Consider the following 12,974-nt stretch of genomic DNA (forward strand, 5'->3'; position numbering starts at 1 on the left):
TGAATGAACGCGATCACAGTCCCGTTTCCGCAGGGTCGAGCGCGCAAGTTCGATCGTATCGTCGCGGGCAGTTTGGGGCAGGGCTCGAAGGTGGTTTTGCAGAACCTGCGGACCGTGACCTATCTCGAATATGCGGTGTTCGTTCAGAACGGCGAGGGCAGCGTCGAATGGTGGCGCCACCTGGTCAGCAACCGCTTTCATACCCTAAATCCCAATCTCGGCGCACCCCGATCGCTGGCGTGCACGCTCTGCTACCTCTACGCCACGACAGCTGTCGCGGCGCTCGCCTCGAACAAGGCAACCGGCACGACAGGGCAGGCAGCGATCCTCACGCAGGGAACTAGCAGCGGTACGTACACCGGAACATTTGTCGGCCCGACCACTATCGTTGGTGTTCCGGACATTAAATACTCCTCCACGATCGGAGATTTCGTCACGTATACAGTGACGGGGGTCTCGCGAATAGTGTTCCGAGGTGCAATCACCAGTAACGGCGGCATTGAGTCGGTACTAATCACCGATAATAGCACTGGCTTTGAAATTCCAGCCGGTGACTACCTGTTGCCCTCGACCAAGCTAATCAATTGGGCGGGGCAATCATCTGGGCTAGCCCATATCCCAGGTGCAAATGTCGATCCGGCGAAAACTTACACCGTTAAGAAAACGGTTCACGCGAGCAATCCCGCTGGATTTCGGATGTACCAGGGCGGCCTGCTCGGGTACGCGCCCATTGCCTTCGATGCTGTCGGTGTTCATGGGATCGTCGATGTCACGTCGATAGCCGGCGTCAACGCCGTCCGCTCCTATCCATCGGGTACGGTAAGGGTCGAACGCTTCGACAACGCCACCCGCATCGACTGGCAATACGTCACCACCAATGCCAGCGGCATTGCCGTGTTCAAGGTTTACAACAGCCTCGGTGTCGAGATCGGGGCCTACGACGCCACGCAAAAAGACACCTATTCGACATCCACCGTGCTCGCCAGGATGAAGGTGGCGAGCGGACTGCCAAAAGGCACCTACTACCTGCACGTCACCTCGAAAACGACGAAGAATGCGGCCTCTACTGACTACCGCCTTTACGACTTTGGAGGCTTCGCGGTCGACGAGACGCAAGTTGGCAATCCGGCTACCGACGAGTTCGACATTCTGGATATGTCGCTTTCGCCCACCAGCGTCGCTCAGTTCGGCAACAGCCTGGGCACCGGAACTGGAAACCTCGAGCTGGCCATTCAGTTGCGAAAGTCGACCGATGCCCTCGGCCTGCAGGAGTTCGTCGGCGGAACGCACGGCCATGAAAGCGCGCCCACCGGCTTCACGGTCAAGGTGGATGGTGTTGTCATAAACTACGCCGCTGCCACACAATTCCAGCGATGGAGCGGTTCGATCATCGAAATCACGATGCAATCGAACTTGCTGGCGCCGAGCGATGGAAGCGTTGTTGCGAATGTCGCATGGACGCAGACGTTCTTCGGCTCCTACTACGTGCCGAGCGAGGTCATAACCACCACGGCACCTGTCAAAGTGCATGTCGATTACGGCACTATGCTGCACGTTCCCAACGCGCTTGCCGGGACGCAAGGCATCGGCGGCGGCTACAACAAGGTCGCCTTTGATGGCGTTGGCGACATTTCAGGCTTGCCCGGCAGCAATCTGGTCACGCCGATCCCTGGCCACCAACGGGGGGTGTGCTTCTACAATTCGGACTATGCGGCGATGGCCTATCCGCTGAACGAGCCCGATTGGACGGGCTTCTTCCCGGGCGCTTCGTTCCAGACGACCCGCAGCCTGTGGCAGTCATGGGATCGCAACGACCTCAGTGCAAAGGTCTACCAGCGGATGTATGGCGGCGACGAGACGAATGGCGTTCTCGTGCCGGCCGGCACGACTTGGAGCCGTCGCAAGGTGATCCGCGTAATGAAACACCCGGATATGCCTGCCCTGCTCGGCCTGGCGGCGTGAATTCGAGGAACCTGAAATGATTACCGCAGAGCATCTGTCAGAAGCACTTGGCGAGGCGGTCGAGGATGGCGACTGGTATGACGACAGCACCCTCAACTCTGTCATAGTGGATGGCCATATCGACCTTGAGGAAGCTGCTCGGCTCCTCAATGCCGCCACGGTTTCCCGTGAGACCGTCCTTCTCGCCTGCGCAAAGGCTGCTGCGGTACAGATGGCCGTCGCGGAATATATGGCCAACTGTGACGGACGGGACGACACGACGCAAGAGGCGTGGGAGGGCTGGGCAACATTGCCGGGGCTGGGGAGTATCTACGGCCCCTCCGATGAGCTTAAGGCTCTCCGCGCGGCTATTTTGGCCATCGACCCAACGTGGTCGTGGACAGAGCGCTAGACGCCTGTTCTCGGCACCATCAGCGGCCCAATCTCGCTCGCCCAAACGCGATAGCCGTTCCCATTCAGGTGGAGACCGTCAATCGTGAAATCTCGCTGTAGGGCACCGTCTTTGGAAAGCAGGGCGTTGAGATCGAGGTACCGGCAGTTCGGTGCGCTGTCGCATAGGACCGCAAGCGCGTCATTCAGGCGTTTGATGGCAGCATTATTCTTGGCCTCGCCGCTCGTGAACAACGTCGACTGCACTACGATCTGGTCGACGCCAGCCAAACCCTTGATGACGTGGCCATAGGCTTCTGCAACGTCATCAGCATCGGCATACGCCCGAATGTCATTCACCCCGAGCATGATGAAAACTATCTGCGGCCGGGCAGCGGTAATTTGGTCGAGCCTAAGCAGGACACCCGCAACCCCATCGCCGGATATGCCCCGGTTAATGATCGACAGCTTAGGGAAGAGCTCCTGCCAAAGGGCATTTTCGGTGAGGGAATCGCCGAGCATGACGATTTCGGCATGGCCGTCATAGTGGCTGAACTCGTCGACCTTTGTTCGCCAGTGATCGTTCTTGGATATGTCGGTGGTTCGTTGCCACAGGTAGACAGACCGAACCAAGCGGTAAATCGGGCTACCTTCGGAAGACGCCGCCGCGTAGCCTGAGGCGAAGACCGCAGCAAGCACTGCCGACAGCATACCGCCGACGATCAATTTCTTCTTCACGTTGAATGCCCCTCAAGCCCGCCGGCAAGTTGCACCTATAACGGGAAAAGTCAATCTTCCTCCCGCCAAGTCCTCACACCAATTCCGTGAATATCTCAACCTGCCCGTGAGGGCCGAAAGGACTTCCCATGTTCGACGCTTCGACGCGGCATGCGATCGATGGCCTTGCCGGTCGGCTCAAATGCTCGCCTGCCGCACTGCAAGCAGTGGCCGAGGTCGAGAGCAACGGCCAGGTGTTCGCCATGGTCAAGGGCAAGCAGGAGCCGTTGATCCGTTTCGAGGCGCACTATTTCGATGCGCGGCTCAATGCCACGAACCGCACCATTGCCCGCGCCCAAGGCCTCGCCAGCCCGGTTGCCGGCAAGGTGAAGAACCCGGCATCGCAGGCGGATCGCTGGATGCTGCTGGCGCGCGCGGCCAGGATTGATCGCCAGGCCGCGCTCGAAAGCTTCTCGATCGGCCTCGGCCAGGTGATGACGGCGCATTGGCAGAAGCTCGGATTCGCCAGCGTCGACGACATGATCAAGCTGGCGCGCAGCGGTGCCGGCGGCCAGATCGACATCATGGCCCGCTTCATCGACAAGTTCGGACTGGCCGACGAGCTGCGCCGGCTGGATTTTGTCGCCTTCGCCCGCGGTTACAATGGCCCTGCCTACAAGAAGCAGGGCTATCATTTGAAGATGGCGGCGGCCTATCGGCGCCTCAGCGGCGGCGCGCAGCCGGTGTCGGCTTCGACCGGCATGCTGCGCATGGGCTCGACCGGCGCCCGCGTTCGCGACCTGCAGACGCTGCTGGCGCGCGCCGGCTATGCCGTCAACGTCGACGGCGACTATGGCCCGTCGACCCGCGATGCGGTGCGCGATTTCCAGAAGGCGCAGAAGGTCACCGCCGACGGCGTCGCCGGGCCGGAGACCTTCCGCCGCCTCGATGCATGGAAACAGAGTGCGGCCGAGCAGCCCGGCGAGCAGCTGGTCAGCCAGGTGCCGGAGGTCAAGGAGGCCACCAAGGGCGGCGGCGTGCTGGTGCTGATCATAGCGGCGCGCGACCAGGTCGCCGAGACGGCAAGCTATCTGACCGGCATCGAAGCCGACACGGCGCAAATAGTCGCCAACGCGCTGCTTGCCGGCTCCAGCCTGATCGGCCTTGGCCTTGCCGCCTACGCGGTGTGGGGCTGGTTCAAGAGCCGCCGCACCGACGAGGGCGACATCGCGATCGACGCCGAGGCCGCGGCGCCTGACGCGGTGCTGGCATGATGGCCTGGATCATCACGCTTGTCGCCGGCCGGCTGGGCGTCAGCCACGCGCTGGCCAACCTCATTGCCATCGGCGCTGCCATTGTCGTCGCCTCGGGCGCGGCATGGGGCGTCTATGCCTACGTCAAGCACAAGGGCGCGGAGGAAGTCCGCATCCAGATCGAGAAGGACAATCAGGATGCGATACGCAAGGGCATCGAAGCCAGCCGTTCTTTTGACAACTGCCTTGCTGCTGGCGGGGTGTGGGACTTCCGGCGTCAGCGGTGTTCCAGCGCTTCGCTCGGCCCTCGGTAACAGCCTGGCGGGCGCGCAAGGCAAGACGGTCGAGGATCAGAGCCGCATCGACCGCACCATGGCGCCAGGCTGCGCCATCGGCCTCTACAGGACGACCGAATGCGATTTCCACACCAAGGCGAGCTCGGCACGCCGCGCTGAACTGAAATCCTGAATGGGCGGGGTACGATGGCAGAAACAGATCCGCTCCTGTTGCCGCAGCGCTGGCGGGAGCTCGACAAGCGCACCATCGAAATGGTGGCGCGCTGGAACGAGGAAGAGCGGGAGCGGATCATCCAGATCAGCCATCTGTCCAGGAAGCAGATGGACCGGCTCGACCAGTTTTTGAAGCTGCCCGACGATAAGTGGGAGGCAGGCTTCCGGATCGTCACCCGCTCTGTGATCCTCAACAAGACGCTGCGCTCGGCGCCAAAATTCGTGCTCGGGCTTGCCGCCGTGCTGGTGGCGCTGAACCAGCTCTGGGCGCTGCTGGCGCCCTACCTGAGGTCGCTCAAATGACGGTGCTGGCCAAATGACGGTTCTGGAACGAACGCGCGCCTTCGACTGGCGCTCCGCGCTGGTCGCGTCCCCCTTTGCCGTGCTGCTGGCATGGCTGGTCACCATCCTGATCGACCGCGAGCCGCCGATCGTCTTCGAGACGGCGAGCGTGCTGACGCCGCAGGTGCCGCAGGGCGGCGTGCTCGATGTCCAGTACACGGTGATCCAGAACCGCATCTGCGCCGCGACAGTCGAGCGCTATGTCACCGATTCGGATGGCATCGTGCATGTGCCATCGACCTACACTGTCGGCCGCCGGCCGCTGATCGACGGCTACCCGCCGGAGGGCCGTGAGACCTATCAGCGCTCGATCACCATTCCGCTGGCCACCGCGCTCGGCCGGGCGCACTACGAGGCGCGCTTCACCTACACCTGCAACGTCATGCAGAAGCTGGCCTTCCCGATCGAGGTGACGGCGCCGACCGTCTCTTTCGACATCGTGCCGGCGCCGGCGACGCTGACGCCGCTGACCCCGGAAGCGCCTTAGCAATCCGCGCCCGGCGGCTCCGGGCAAATCTCCCAAAGGAAAACACTTACATGACCACGACCATCAAGGTGAACACCAACGGCAACTACGTCTCGACCATCAAGATCAACGGCGTCGAGTCCGGCACGGTGGGTCCAGGCTTCCCGGCTGAAAAGTCGTTCGGCCTTCCGCACAACAACGGCGGTCCCTCGGTGTTCGAGGTGTTCGAGCGCCAGGCCACGCCTGAGGAGATCGAGGCTGCGAAGGCCGCCGCGACCAGCTGATCATCTTCCCGACGCCGGCATTATGATCGCCCGCCGCGCCGAAAGGTGCGGCGGGCTATTTTGCGTTTGGCGGGGCGGGATTGACAACGTCGCCGGACCATGAACGGAATGAGAACATCCAAAGGGGTTCTCATGCATCTCGCCATCGATATTTCCGACCTGCCGGCCGGCGACGCCGTCGACAGCTTCGTCGTCCTGGCGCCGTCCAGCGCCCGCTCCGACGTCGCCTTGCGCGAGGTCGAGGCTTTCCTGAAGGGCTGCTTCCCGGAATACGATTTTCTCGCCAATGGCGAAGCCACGCCGTTCGACGGCGATTACCAGGTGCTGCCGATCTGCGGCGTGGTCGGCGACGATCCGGACACGCTGCGCATGCTCGACTATCCCGAGCAATCGGTGATGATGGGCATTGCCGCAGCCCTGAAGGGCTTCAGGCCCGGCCGGCCGCCGGCGCTGAACTAGGGCTATTGCTCGACCGGAAGCGGATCATGTTCCGGCTCGGCATGGTGAAAGACCTGGCCAAGATCGCGCGCGTCGAATGTCTGGCCACAGACAGGGCAATGGACGAAGTGCTTCGATTCGTCCTCCACCGGCCCGCAATGCGGCTTGCCCTTGTAGCCGGTGGCGATGTTGTCGGTTCTGATCTTCATTCACCCGCAACGCTAAGCACGGCCTTTTGTTGCCAAATCACCTTCTGTGCACTCTGGCTAATATATCCGGCGGACCTAAGTTCCTTTGGGTGCGCAAGCCAGTGGTTGCCGGCAGGGGCCGGCTGGGGTTTATTCCGCCGATGTTGCCGACCCTGGTGGCAAAACCGCCGCAGGGGGAGGGATGGTCGCACGAGTTCAAGTTCGACGGCTACCGCTCGCAGATCGTCATCGACGGCAATGCCCGCATCTACACCCGTAGCGGTCTCGACTGGACGTCGAAATACCGCGACCTGGCCAAGGCCGCGCTGGGGCTCTACGTCGAGAACGCCATCATCGACGGCGAGATCGTCGTGCTCGACGAGGCCGGCCTGTCACATTTCAGAGCACTGCGGTCGGCGATTTTCCAGCGCCAGCACGACCTCTATTTCGTCGCCTTCGACTTGCTGCACCTCAACGGCCACGATCTGCGCGACATGACCCTGGAAGAACGCCGCGAGATTCTTGCCGGCCTCATTCCGCCCGGCATCCGCATCCAGTTCAGCCAGGCGCTGCCGGGCGAGGCGAACGCCATCTATCACCTGGTCGACCAGGCCGGCCTCGAGGGCATGGTGTCGAAGCGCATCGACAGCAAGTATCGCAGCGGCCGCACGACCAACTGGCTGAAGGCCAAGTGCTATGACGTGGCCGAGTTCGACATCATCGGTATCCAGCGCGAGGCCGGCAAGCCGGCAATGGCCTTGATGGCCGACCATGGCACGTATATCGGCGGCGCCTTCATCACCATCAACCGCGAGGTCCGCGACCGGCTATACAAACGCGCCGAGACTTTGGCCGGCGCGCCGCCTCCGAAAGGCTTGCCGAAGGAAAAGGCGCGATGGATCAAGCCCGGTCTCGTCGGCCGGGTGAAGTTCCTGCGCGGCGAGGACGAATTGCGCCATGCCTCGCTGCTCGACTTCAGAGAGCGTGACTGAAGCGCTACTCAACGATTATCGAAAGCTTCCCATGATTTTTGAACGTCAGCGAGAGTTCCGATTAAAATTTGGAAGCCATCCGGTCCTGCGAGGCTGGCATAGTCTTCCGAAATGCGACGGAAAATCAGTATCATTTCGAAGCTTGGTATTTTGAAAGGTATGCCGTCGAAAACTGATGCCGGCAACGGCACGGATATGGCCCGTGTTTGAACCGTTTCGCTTGCGGATGTGCCCCAGATCCCGAAAACGTTGGGCGGCATACTGACCTCGAGATCGAAGGTCACCGTCTCGTCGCCGTTTCCCGCAAGCGTCCCTTGGTATCTTGAGCCGGAGAGATCATTGCCGACCAATCGACCATCTTTGATCTTTATTGTTGCGATTGACGAGCCGCCGATTGCGCTTGCGACGACGGAATACACACCGTCATATTCTCCAGTCATTTTTCTGAAATCCCCTCACCACCGCGAATCGCAATCTGCGATCGTACCCAAGCTTGGCGATAGATTCCACAATGTGTCTTGACGAGCAAGGAAAATGTTCCTTTTCTGTTCTCATGGCACACGATCCGATTGACACGCTAGGCAAAGCGACCCGGCACAACATGCTCGTCAAGGCCGAGTGCAGCTGCGGCAATGTCCGCTACTGTCGTTCGGCCGACCTGATGATGGTCTATGGCGGCGGCGCTGATCCGCTGAAGCTGAGATTCGACTGCAGCCGCTGCAAGCCAACGGTGAAGATCACCTTGCTCGAGGTGCATCCGGAGCACCTTCCCAAGCGCCTGATGATCCACAAGCCGATGAAGATCGATGGAAAAATCCACTGGACCACTGAGCGGTTCCGGGGTGATTGATCGCCTGAAAGTTCGCCTCGCCTACCACCGCGGCTTCCAGGTCGTCGACGGCAGCACGGTGCTGCATACTTTCAAGGATCGCGACGACGCCTTCAAGTTCGTGCACGGGCGAGGCGCCCGCGTCTGGCTCGACTGGTCGCGGACGGTGATCGGCGGCCAGACGCCGCCTTTCGACTTCACCGCGCTGTTTCAGCAGGATGCGGTCGGGCGGATATTCAAGACGGTACACGGCCCTGGCGCCGACACCTGGTTCTGGACATGCTTTGAAGGCGGGGCGAGGGGAACAGTCGGGGACAAAGACGAAGCGGTCGCCGGCGTCGAGCGCGCCTACACGCGCTATGTCATCAAGGCGGATTGGCGCTAACTAATCGCACCAGGGGCGGCGCTTGCCGGTCCACGGCCGCGCCAGGCCTTCGCCGATCAGGATTTCGCCGACGTCATGCCCGTCGACGTCGATCGTCGCCAGCGTGCGGCCATAGCGGTCCGTCAGACGGCCGCTCTTCGGATCGCCGGGATGCACAGTCACCGGGCCGCTGTTCAGCAGCTCAACCAGCCGGCGCTTGGCCGCCATGCCGAGCCGCAGCTCGGCGTCGCAGTGATAGTCATGGATCTCCGGCGCGTCGATATTGGCAACGCGGATGTGCGTTCCGTCGAGCACGATCGTGTCGCCGTCGAGAACGACAGGCCAGCCGGAGAGCAGCGCGACCAACAACAGTTTTTCCATTCAGAGTTCGATCCTTCTGTTGCGTCGTTGTTAGCATGTTGTTGAGGAGGGTGTGGCACTCTGCTGCAGAAAGCCCTGGTTGACCGTGGGATTTGACTCTGCCACACCCTCCGCTAATAGAATGAAACTGAACGGAACGAGGGCTCCGGGCGAGGCCTCCAATGCCCGAGCCCCCGCGCGTCAGCGCCAGGGGGCTTCAGTTCCGGTCGAAACAGCCGCGGCCTTCGCGCGGCAAGCGGATGGTTGGAACATGAGCGCTGATTTTGCCGAACGCCGGGTGAAGATGGTCGACGGCCAGATCCGCACCACCGACGTGACCAGCGCGCCGTTGCTCGAGGCGATGCTTGTCGTGCCGCGCGAGGCCTTTGTCGGCGCCGGCCAGCGCGATCTCGCCTATATCGATGAGGACATCCGTATTGCCGATACGGCCGACGGCCCGCGCTATCTGATGGAACCGTCGCCATTGGCCAAGCTGATGCAACTGGCCGATATCGGCCCAAGCGCTTCGGCACTCGATGTCGGCTGCGGCACTGGCTATGCGGCGGCGATCCTGTCGCGGCTGGCAAGGTCCGTGGTTGCGCTGGAAAGCGATCCGGCGCTGGCCGAAACCGCCACTTCGACGCTTGCCGCGCTGGGTTGCGGCAATGTCACGGTGGTCCAGGGGCCGCTGCCGCAAGGCCATTCTGCCAAGGCGCCTTACGACGTGATCCTGTGCGGCGGCAGCGGCGGGGAGGTGCCGGCGGCGCTGTTCGACCAGCTTGCCGAAGGCGGCCGACTCGTCGCCGTGGAGGGGCAGGGCAATTCGGGCGTAGCCCGGCTTTTTTTTAAGACTGGAGGGGTTGTAACGGGAAGACGCGCATTTAATGCGGCAATTAAGCCACTACCTGGATTTGAACGCATTCCCGCCTTCGAATTCTGAGTGATTTTGCCTTGCAGCGAAGGCGTTGTCATGATCGCTTGCGTTTGAACAATCGTTGCTGATCTGCATAACCGGGTGTTTCTTGGGGGCTTTCAGCGGGGGAACGATAAAAAACGCGGCGCCGGCTGATCAGAGGAGAAGCCAGCGTGGCGCAGTTCCCGTGCAAAACGAATGAGGGAATATAACGTGCCGTCTGTACGCAAGTTGCTTTTTACCGCTGTCCTCGTTTCGGCGACCGCGCTTTCTCCAATGGTCGCCTCGGCCGAAACGATCATCGGGGCCCTTTCAAAGGCCTACCAAAACAATTCCTCGCTCAATTCGACACGCGCCGGCGTCCGCGTCACCGACGAGGGCGTTGCAATCGCCAAGTCCGGCTGGCGCCCGACCATCACCGGTTCCGCGGACATCGACTACACCAGCACCCACGTCAATGGTACCAGTCGAACCGCACGCATAACTACCGGCAACTTTGGCGTCCAGATCAATCAAACCCTGTTCGACGGCTTTCAGACCAGGAACAATGTCGCGGCCGCTGAAGCGCGGGTCAGCGCCTCGGTCGAGAGCCTGCGCAACACCGAAGAAAACACCCTGTTCAACGCGGCAAGTGCCTATATGGACGTCATCCGCGACCGCCAGATCGCGGTGCTGACCGAACAGAATCTGCAATTCCTGACCGAGCAGGCGCGTGCGGCGCGTTCGCGCTTCGAGGTCGGCGAAGGCACGCGCACCGACGTCGCGCAAGCCGATGCTTCGCGCGCCTCCGCGGTGGCGCAGTTGAGCGCCGCCCGCGCGACAGCGCTGGCAAGTGCTGCGACCTATCGCCAGATCGTCGGCGACGAGCCGGGCAGGCTCAGGCCGGCTTCGCCGCTGTCAAAGCTGTTGCCGTCGAGTCTCGATGCAGCGATTGCGATCGCATCGGCCGAACATCCGGCCATCCTCGCCACCGAGCATCTGGTCGACGCGGCGGCGTTTTCGGTTAAATCGGCCGAAGGCGCGCTGCTGCCGCAGCTTTCGGCTAGCGCCGGCGTTTCCGGCGACTATCGCAACACGGTTCCGGGCGTCCTTGGGGCATCGCAGGATGGTACAAGGACGTCGGCGAACATCGGCGCGACACTGACCGTGCCGATCTATTCCGGCGGACGGACCTCGGCGACCGTGCGCCAGAACAAGGAATCGCTCAGCCAGGCGCGGATCGAAGTCGACGTGAGTCGCGACCAGGTGCGCCAGGCCGTGACATCGGCATGGACGCAATATACCGCCGCGCAGCAAAGCGTCACGGCCAACCGGCAGGTGGTCGCCGCCGCGCAACTTGCCTTGAACGGCGTCATCGAGGAGCGCAATGTCGGCCAGCGTACCACGCTCGACGTTCTCAATGCGCAGGCGACCGTCATCACCGCCAAGATCAATCTTGCCAGTGCCGAACGCGACGTGGTGGTGGCAAGCTATGCCATCCTCTCGGCGGTTGGCCATTTGTCGGCAGACCGCCTTGCGCTCAATGTGACGAAGTACAGGCCGGAAGAGCATTACAACGCCGTCAAAGACAAGTGGATCGGCCTGCGCACGCCGGACGGCCGCTGATCGCCAGGCCGTGGTTTCAGCCCGCGCTCGAACGACGCGCGGGCTTCCACTCCCGACCCTAATCTGTTGAAATCCGAGATGTCGCCAGATTGGGGATTCTCGCAGGGCGTTCCGTCGGTTACGCTGTCGCCATGATTCGAATCCGGCATTGCCGGACAGGAAATCTGAGAACGAGTCACAAGGGCGGCGGATGTGACGATGGCGACGGCAAGCAGCGTACAGCGCGAACCTTCCATGGAAGAGATACTGGCTTCCATCAGAAGGATCATCGAGGACAGCGATACCGGCCGCAAGCAGCCGGGCGACGCGGACGAGCTGCGCCAGGATCTGCAACCGGCGCCGGCAGCCGGACGGGCAGCGGAGGGCGATGCGTTCCGTTCCGAACTGCGCGGCGGACTGGAGATCGCCAAGCCGGCCACGCGGGCCGAGGTGCAGCCATCATCCGCGCCCGTCAATGCGTATACGGAAGTGCGTCCCGGCCCGGCAAAAGCGCCGGTCACTCTGGCTGAGGTGAACACCGCTCCCGAACCGCCCGCAAAGCCGGATCGGCCTGCGACGGCCAAGGCTGCCGAGACGACGGACACCATCATTGCCGATTGGCGGCGCGAGATCGCAGCGGTCGGCGACGCGATGGCCAAACCGGACCGGGCCGAGCCACCCCGGACGCCGGACGCCGGGCCAAAAGCCGAGGTTTTCGAAGACGAGGCGACTGCTGGACCTGCGCCGGAGCCTTCTGAAAATGGGCCGCAGTCTTCGGAAAGCGGCCTGGAACCTTCGAAAATCGGCCCGGGACCTTCGAAAATGGGATTGGCGAGTTCGGCGGCCAGCGAGGCGCCGTACTCTCGGCCGGCGATCCTTTCGGAACATACGGGGCGGCAGGTTGCCGCCGCCTTCGGCGAGCTTTCAGACGCATTTGCCAGCCGCAGCAAGAAGACCTTCGACGAGATGGCCGAGGAGATGCTGCGGCCGATGCTGCAGGACTGGCTAGACAACAACCTGCCGACGCTGGTCGAGCGGCTGGTGCGCGAGGAAATCGAGCGCGTCGCGCGCGGCGCGCAGTAAGTTCAGAAACCAGGACCAAAGGCTGTCTCCAGGCGGCGTCTTTATTGAGTTTGGACGCCACCCCTCCGGTGTCGAAATCGCCGCTGCCCCTCATCCGCCCTGCCGACAGGCGCCATCGGCGAAGCATCCAATCTTCCCCGTTGCGGGGGAGATGCCCGGCAGGGCAGAGGGGGGTGCTGTCCCTCCGGCCTCTCAACGATCGCAGCTACGCCTGCAGGAGTTGTGTGCGTCAAGTTCTGCAAAAATGGCGTGGCAGTAGCTGTGACGTCGGCGTGTCCGCCGCGCAGCCCCCGTGTTTAGCGGAGCGGCGGACACACGGCG

18 protein-coding genes are annotated in these 12,974 nt (G+C 62.3%); 14 read left to right on the top strand and 4 right to left on the bottom strand.

The window, feature by feature from the left end; all coding sequences use genetic code 11:
- Nucleotides 1-3 precede the first annotated feature (3 nt).
- Entirely contained in the window at nucleotides 4-1,962 is a 1,959-nt protein-coding gene (locus tag NKH71_RS03365) for a hypothetical protein (RefSeq protein WP_352894382.1), read from the top strand.
- A 16-nt stretch (nucleotides 1,963-1,978) separates the two neighbouring features.
- On the top strand, nucleotides 1,979-2,353 hold the full coding sequence (locus tag NKH71_RS03370; RefSeq protein WP_352894384.1) for a hypothetical protein: 375 nt from the start codon (nucleotides 1,979-1,981) through the stop codon (nucleotides 2,351-2,353).
- Here the strand turns inward: NKH71_RS03370 and NKH71_RS03375 are convergent.
- Nucleotides 2,350-3,069: a GDSL-type esterase/lipase family protein gene (locus tag NKH71_RS03375; RefSeq protein WP_352894386.1), complete on the bottom strand. Its 720-nt coding sequence runs from the start codon at nucleotides 3,067-3,069 to the stop codon at nucleotides 2,350-2,352. The genes NKH71_RS03370 and NKH71_RS03375 overlap by 4 nt on opposite strands.
- Nucleotides 3,070-3,197: 128 nt before the next feature.
- Here NKH71_RS03375 and NKH71_RS03380 point away from each other — a divergent pair, with 128 nt between their 5' ends.
- The 6 genes from NKH71_RS03380 to NKH71_RS03405 all read left to right on the top strand — a co-directional run bounded on the left by NKH71_RS03380 (nucleotide 3,198) and on the right by NKH71_RS03405 (nucleotide 6,361).
- On the top strand, nucleotides 3,198-4,322 hold the full coding sequence (locus NKH71_RS03380) for an N-acetylmuramidase domain-containing protein (RefSeq protein WP_352894387.1): 1,125 nt from the start codon (nucleotides 3,198-3,200) through the stop codon (nucleotides 4,320-4,322).
- On the top strand, nucleotides 4,319-4,615 hold the full coding sequence (locus tag NKH71_RS03385) for a hypothetical protein (RefSeq protein ID WP_352894389.1): 297 nt from the start codon (nucleotides 4,319-4,321) through the stop codon (nucleotides 4,613-4,615). The genes NKH71_RS03380 and NKH71_RS03385 overlap by 4 nt, the downstream gene beginning before the upstream one ends.
- A 168-nt stretch (nucleotides 4,616-4,783) precedes the next feature.
- A complete protein-coding gene (locus NKH71_RS03390; protein ID WP_352894391.1) occupies nucleotides 4,784-5,113 on the top strand; it encodes a hypothetical protein in 330 nt (109 codons plus the stop codon).
- A 13-nt stretch (nucleotides 5,114-5,126) separates the two neighbouring features.
- Nucleotides 5,127-5,639, top strand: coding sequence for a hypothetical protein (locus tag NKH71_RS03395; protein WP_352894393.1), 513 nt, complete (start codon nucleotides 5,127-5,129; stop codon nucleotides 5,637-5,639).
- A gap of 50 nt (nucleotides 5,640-5,689) precedes the next feature.
- Nucleotides 5,690-5,902, top strand: coding sequence for a hypothetical protein (locus NKH71_RS03400; RefSeq protein WP_352704871.1), 213 nt, complete (start codon nucleotides 5,690-5,692; stop codon nucleotides 5,900-5,902).
- 132 nt (nucleotides 5,903-6,034) lie between these two features.
- Nucleotides 6,035-6,361 carry a hypothetical protein gene (locus NKH71_RS03405; RefSeq protein ID WP_352894395.1) on the top strand — a complete coding sequence of 109 codons (327 nt, stop codon included), beginning with the start codon at nucleotides 6,035-6,037 and terminating at the stop codon, nucleotides 6,359-6,361.
- A 2-nt stretch (nucleotides 6,362-6,363) separates the two neighbouring features.
- Here the strand turns inward: NKH71_RS03405 and NKH71_RS03410 are convergent, their stop codons facing one another.
- Nucleotides 6,364-6,549, bottom strand: a complete 186-nt coding sequence (locus NKH71_RS03410) for a hypothetical protein (protein ID WP_352894397.1) — start codon at nucleotides 6,547-6,549, stop codon at nucleotides 6,364-6,366.
- A gap of 140 nt (nucleotides 6,550-6,689) precedes the next feature.
- Between NKH71_RS03410 and NKH71_RS03415 the strand changes: the two genes are divergently transcribed.
- The gene (locus tag NKH71_RS03415; protein WP_352894399.1) at nucleotides 6,690-7,520 is read left to right on the top strand and encodes an ATP-dependent DNA ligase; all 831 of its coding nucleotides are present in this window, start codon (nucleotides 6,690-6,692) and stop codon (nucleotides 7,518-7,520) included.
- 8 nt (nucleotides 7,521-7,528) lie between these two features.
- On the opposite strand, the gene NKH71_RS03420 is transcribed toward NKH71_RS03415, so the two are convergent.
- Nucleotides 7,529-7,960, bottom strand: coding sequence for a hypothetical protein (locus tag NKH71_RS03420; RefSeq protein ID WP_352894401.1), 432 nt, complete (start codon nucleotides 7,958-7,960; stop codon nucleotides 7,529-7,531).
- 71 nt (nucleotides 7,961-8,031) lie between these two features.
- On the opposite strand from NKH71_RS03420, the gene NKH71_RS03425 reads away from it, so the two are divergent.
- On the top strand, nucleotides 8,032-8,370 hold the full coding sequence (locus tag NKH71_RS03425; RefSeq protein WP_352894403.1) for a hypothetical protein: 339 nt from the start codon (nucleotides 8,032-8,034) through the stop codon (nucleotides 8,368-8,370).
- A complete protein-coding gene (locus NKH71_RS03430) occupies nucleotides 8,327-8,734 on the top strand; it encodes a hypothetical protein (protein WP_352894405.1) in 408 nt (135 codons plus the stop codon). Before NKH71_RS03425 ends, NKH71_RS03430 begins: the two co-directional genes overlap by 44 nt.
- On the opposite strand, the gene NKH71_RS03435 is transcribed toward NKH71_RS03430, so the two are convergent.
- Nucleotides 8,735-9,094 (bottom strand): thermonuclease family protein, encoded by a 360-nt coding sequence (locus NKH71_RS03435; RefSeq protein ID WP_352894407.1) that lies wholly within the window; start codon nucleotides 9,092-9,094, stop codon nucleotides 8,735-8,737. It lies immediately after the preceding gene.
- A 250-nt stretch (nucleotides 9,095-9,344) separates the two neighbouring features.
- Here NKH71_RS03435 and NKH71_RS03440 point away from each other — a divergent pair, with 250 nt between their 5' ends.
- The 3 genes from NKH71_RS03440 to NKH71_RS03450 all read left to right on the top strand — a co-directional run bounded on the left by NKH71_RS03440 (nucleotide 9,345) and on the right by NKH71_RS03450 (nucleotide 12,653).
- On the top strand, nucleotides 9,345-10,013 hold the full coding sequence (locus tag NKH71_RS03440; protein ID WP_352894408.1) for a protein-L-isoaspartate O-methyltransferase family protein: 669 nt from the start codon (nucleotides 9,345-9,347) through the stop codon (nucleotides 10,011-10,013).
- 186 nt (nucleotides 10,014-10,199) lie between these two features.
- Nucleotides 10,200-11,591, top strand: a complete 1,392-nt coding sequence (locus NKH71_RS03445) for a TolC family outer membrane protein (protein WP_023720047.1) — start codon at nucleotides 10,200-10,202, stop codon at nucleotides 11,589-11,591.
- Nucleotides 11,592-11,789: 198 nt separating this feature from the next.
- Nucleotides 11,790-12,653, top strand: coding sequence for a DUF2497 domain-containing protein (locus NKH71_RS03450; RefSeq protein ID WP_352495394.1), 864 nt, complete (start codon nucleotides 11,790-11,792; stop codon nucleotides 12,651-12,653).
- Nucleotides 12,654-12,974: the final 321 nt, after the last annotated feature.

This window comes from Mesorhizobium sp. M0983, from assembly GCF_040318975.1.
Lineage (GTDB): Bacteria > Pseudomonadota > Alphaproteobacteria > Rhizobiales > Rhizobiaceae > Mesorhizobium.

Bases quoted from the DNA above. Each gene is read 5' to 3' on its own strand.
- NKH71_RS03365 (WP_352894382.1), top strand. From the start codon at position 4: ATGAACGCGATCACAGTCCCGTTTCCGCAGGGTCGAGCGCGCAAGTTC.
- NKH71_RS03370 (WP_352894384.1), top strand. From the start codon at position 1,979: ATGATTACCGCAGAGCATCTGTCAGAAGCACTTGGCGAGGCGGTCGAG.
- NKH71_RS03380 (WP_352894387.1), top strand. From the start codon at position 3,198: ATGTTCGACGCTTCGACGCGGCATGCGATCGATGGCCTTGCCGGTCGG.
- NKH71_RS03385 (WP_352894389.1), top strand. From the start codon at position 4,319: ATGATGGCCTGGATCATCACGCTTGTCGCCGGCCGGCTGGGCGTCAGC.
- NKH71_RS03390 (WP_352894391.1), top strand. From the start codon at position 4,784: ATGGCAGAAACAGATCCGCTCCTGTTGCCGCAGCGCTGGCGGGAGCTC.
- NKH71_RS03395 (WP_352894393.1), top strand. From the start codon at position 5,127: ATGACGGTTCTGGAACGAACGCGCGCCTTCGACTGGCGCTCCGCGCTG.
- NKH71_RS03400 (WP_352704871.1), top strand. From the start codon at position 5,690: ATGACCACGACCATCAAGGTGAACACCAACGGCAACTACGTCTCGACC.
- NKH71_RS03405 (WP_352894395.1), top strand. From the start codon at position 6,035: ATGCATCTCGCCATCGATATTTCCGACCTGCCGGCCGGCGACGCCGTC.
- NKH71_RS03410 (WP_352894397.1), bottom strand. From the start codon at position 6,549: ATGAAGATCAGAACCGACAACATCGCCACCGGCTACAAGGGCAAGCCG.
- NKH71_RS03415 (WP_352894399.1), top strand. From the start codon at position 6,690: ATGTTGCCGACCCTGGTGGCAAAACCGCCGCAGGGGGAGGGATGGTCG.
- NKH71_RS03420 (WP_352894401.1), bottom strand. From the start codon at position 7,960: ATGACTGGAGAATATGACGGTGTGTATTCCGTCGTCGCAAGCGCAATC.
- NKH71_RS03425 (WP_352894403.1), top strand. From the start codon at position 8,032: ATGTGTCTTGACGAGCAAGGAAAATGTTCCTTTTCTGTTCTCATGGCA.
- NKH71_RS03430 (WP_352894405.1), top strand. From the start codon at position 8,327: ATGGAAAAATCCACTGGACCACTGAGCGGTTCCGGGGTGATTGATCGC.
- NKH71_RS03435 (WP_352894407.1), bottom strand. From the start codon at position 9,094: ATGGAAAAACTGTTGTTGGTCGCGCTGCTCTCCGGCTGGCCTGTCGTT.
- NKH71_RS03440 (WP_352894408.1), top strand. From the start codon at position 9,345: ATGAGCGCTGATTTTGCCGAACGCCGGGTGAAGATGGTCGACGGCCAG.
- NKH71_RS03450 (WP_352495394.1), top strand. From the start codon at position 11,790: ATGGCGACGGCAAGCAGCGTACAGCGCGAACCTTCCATGGAAGAGATA.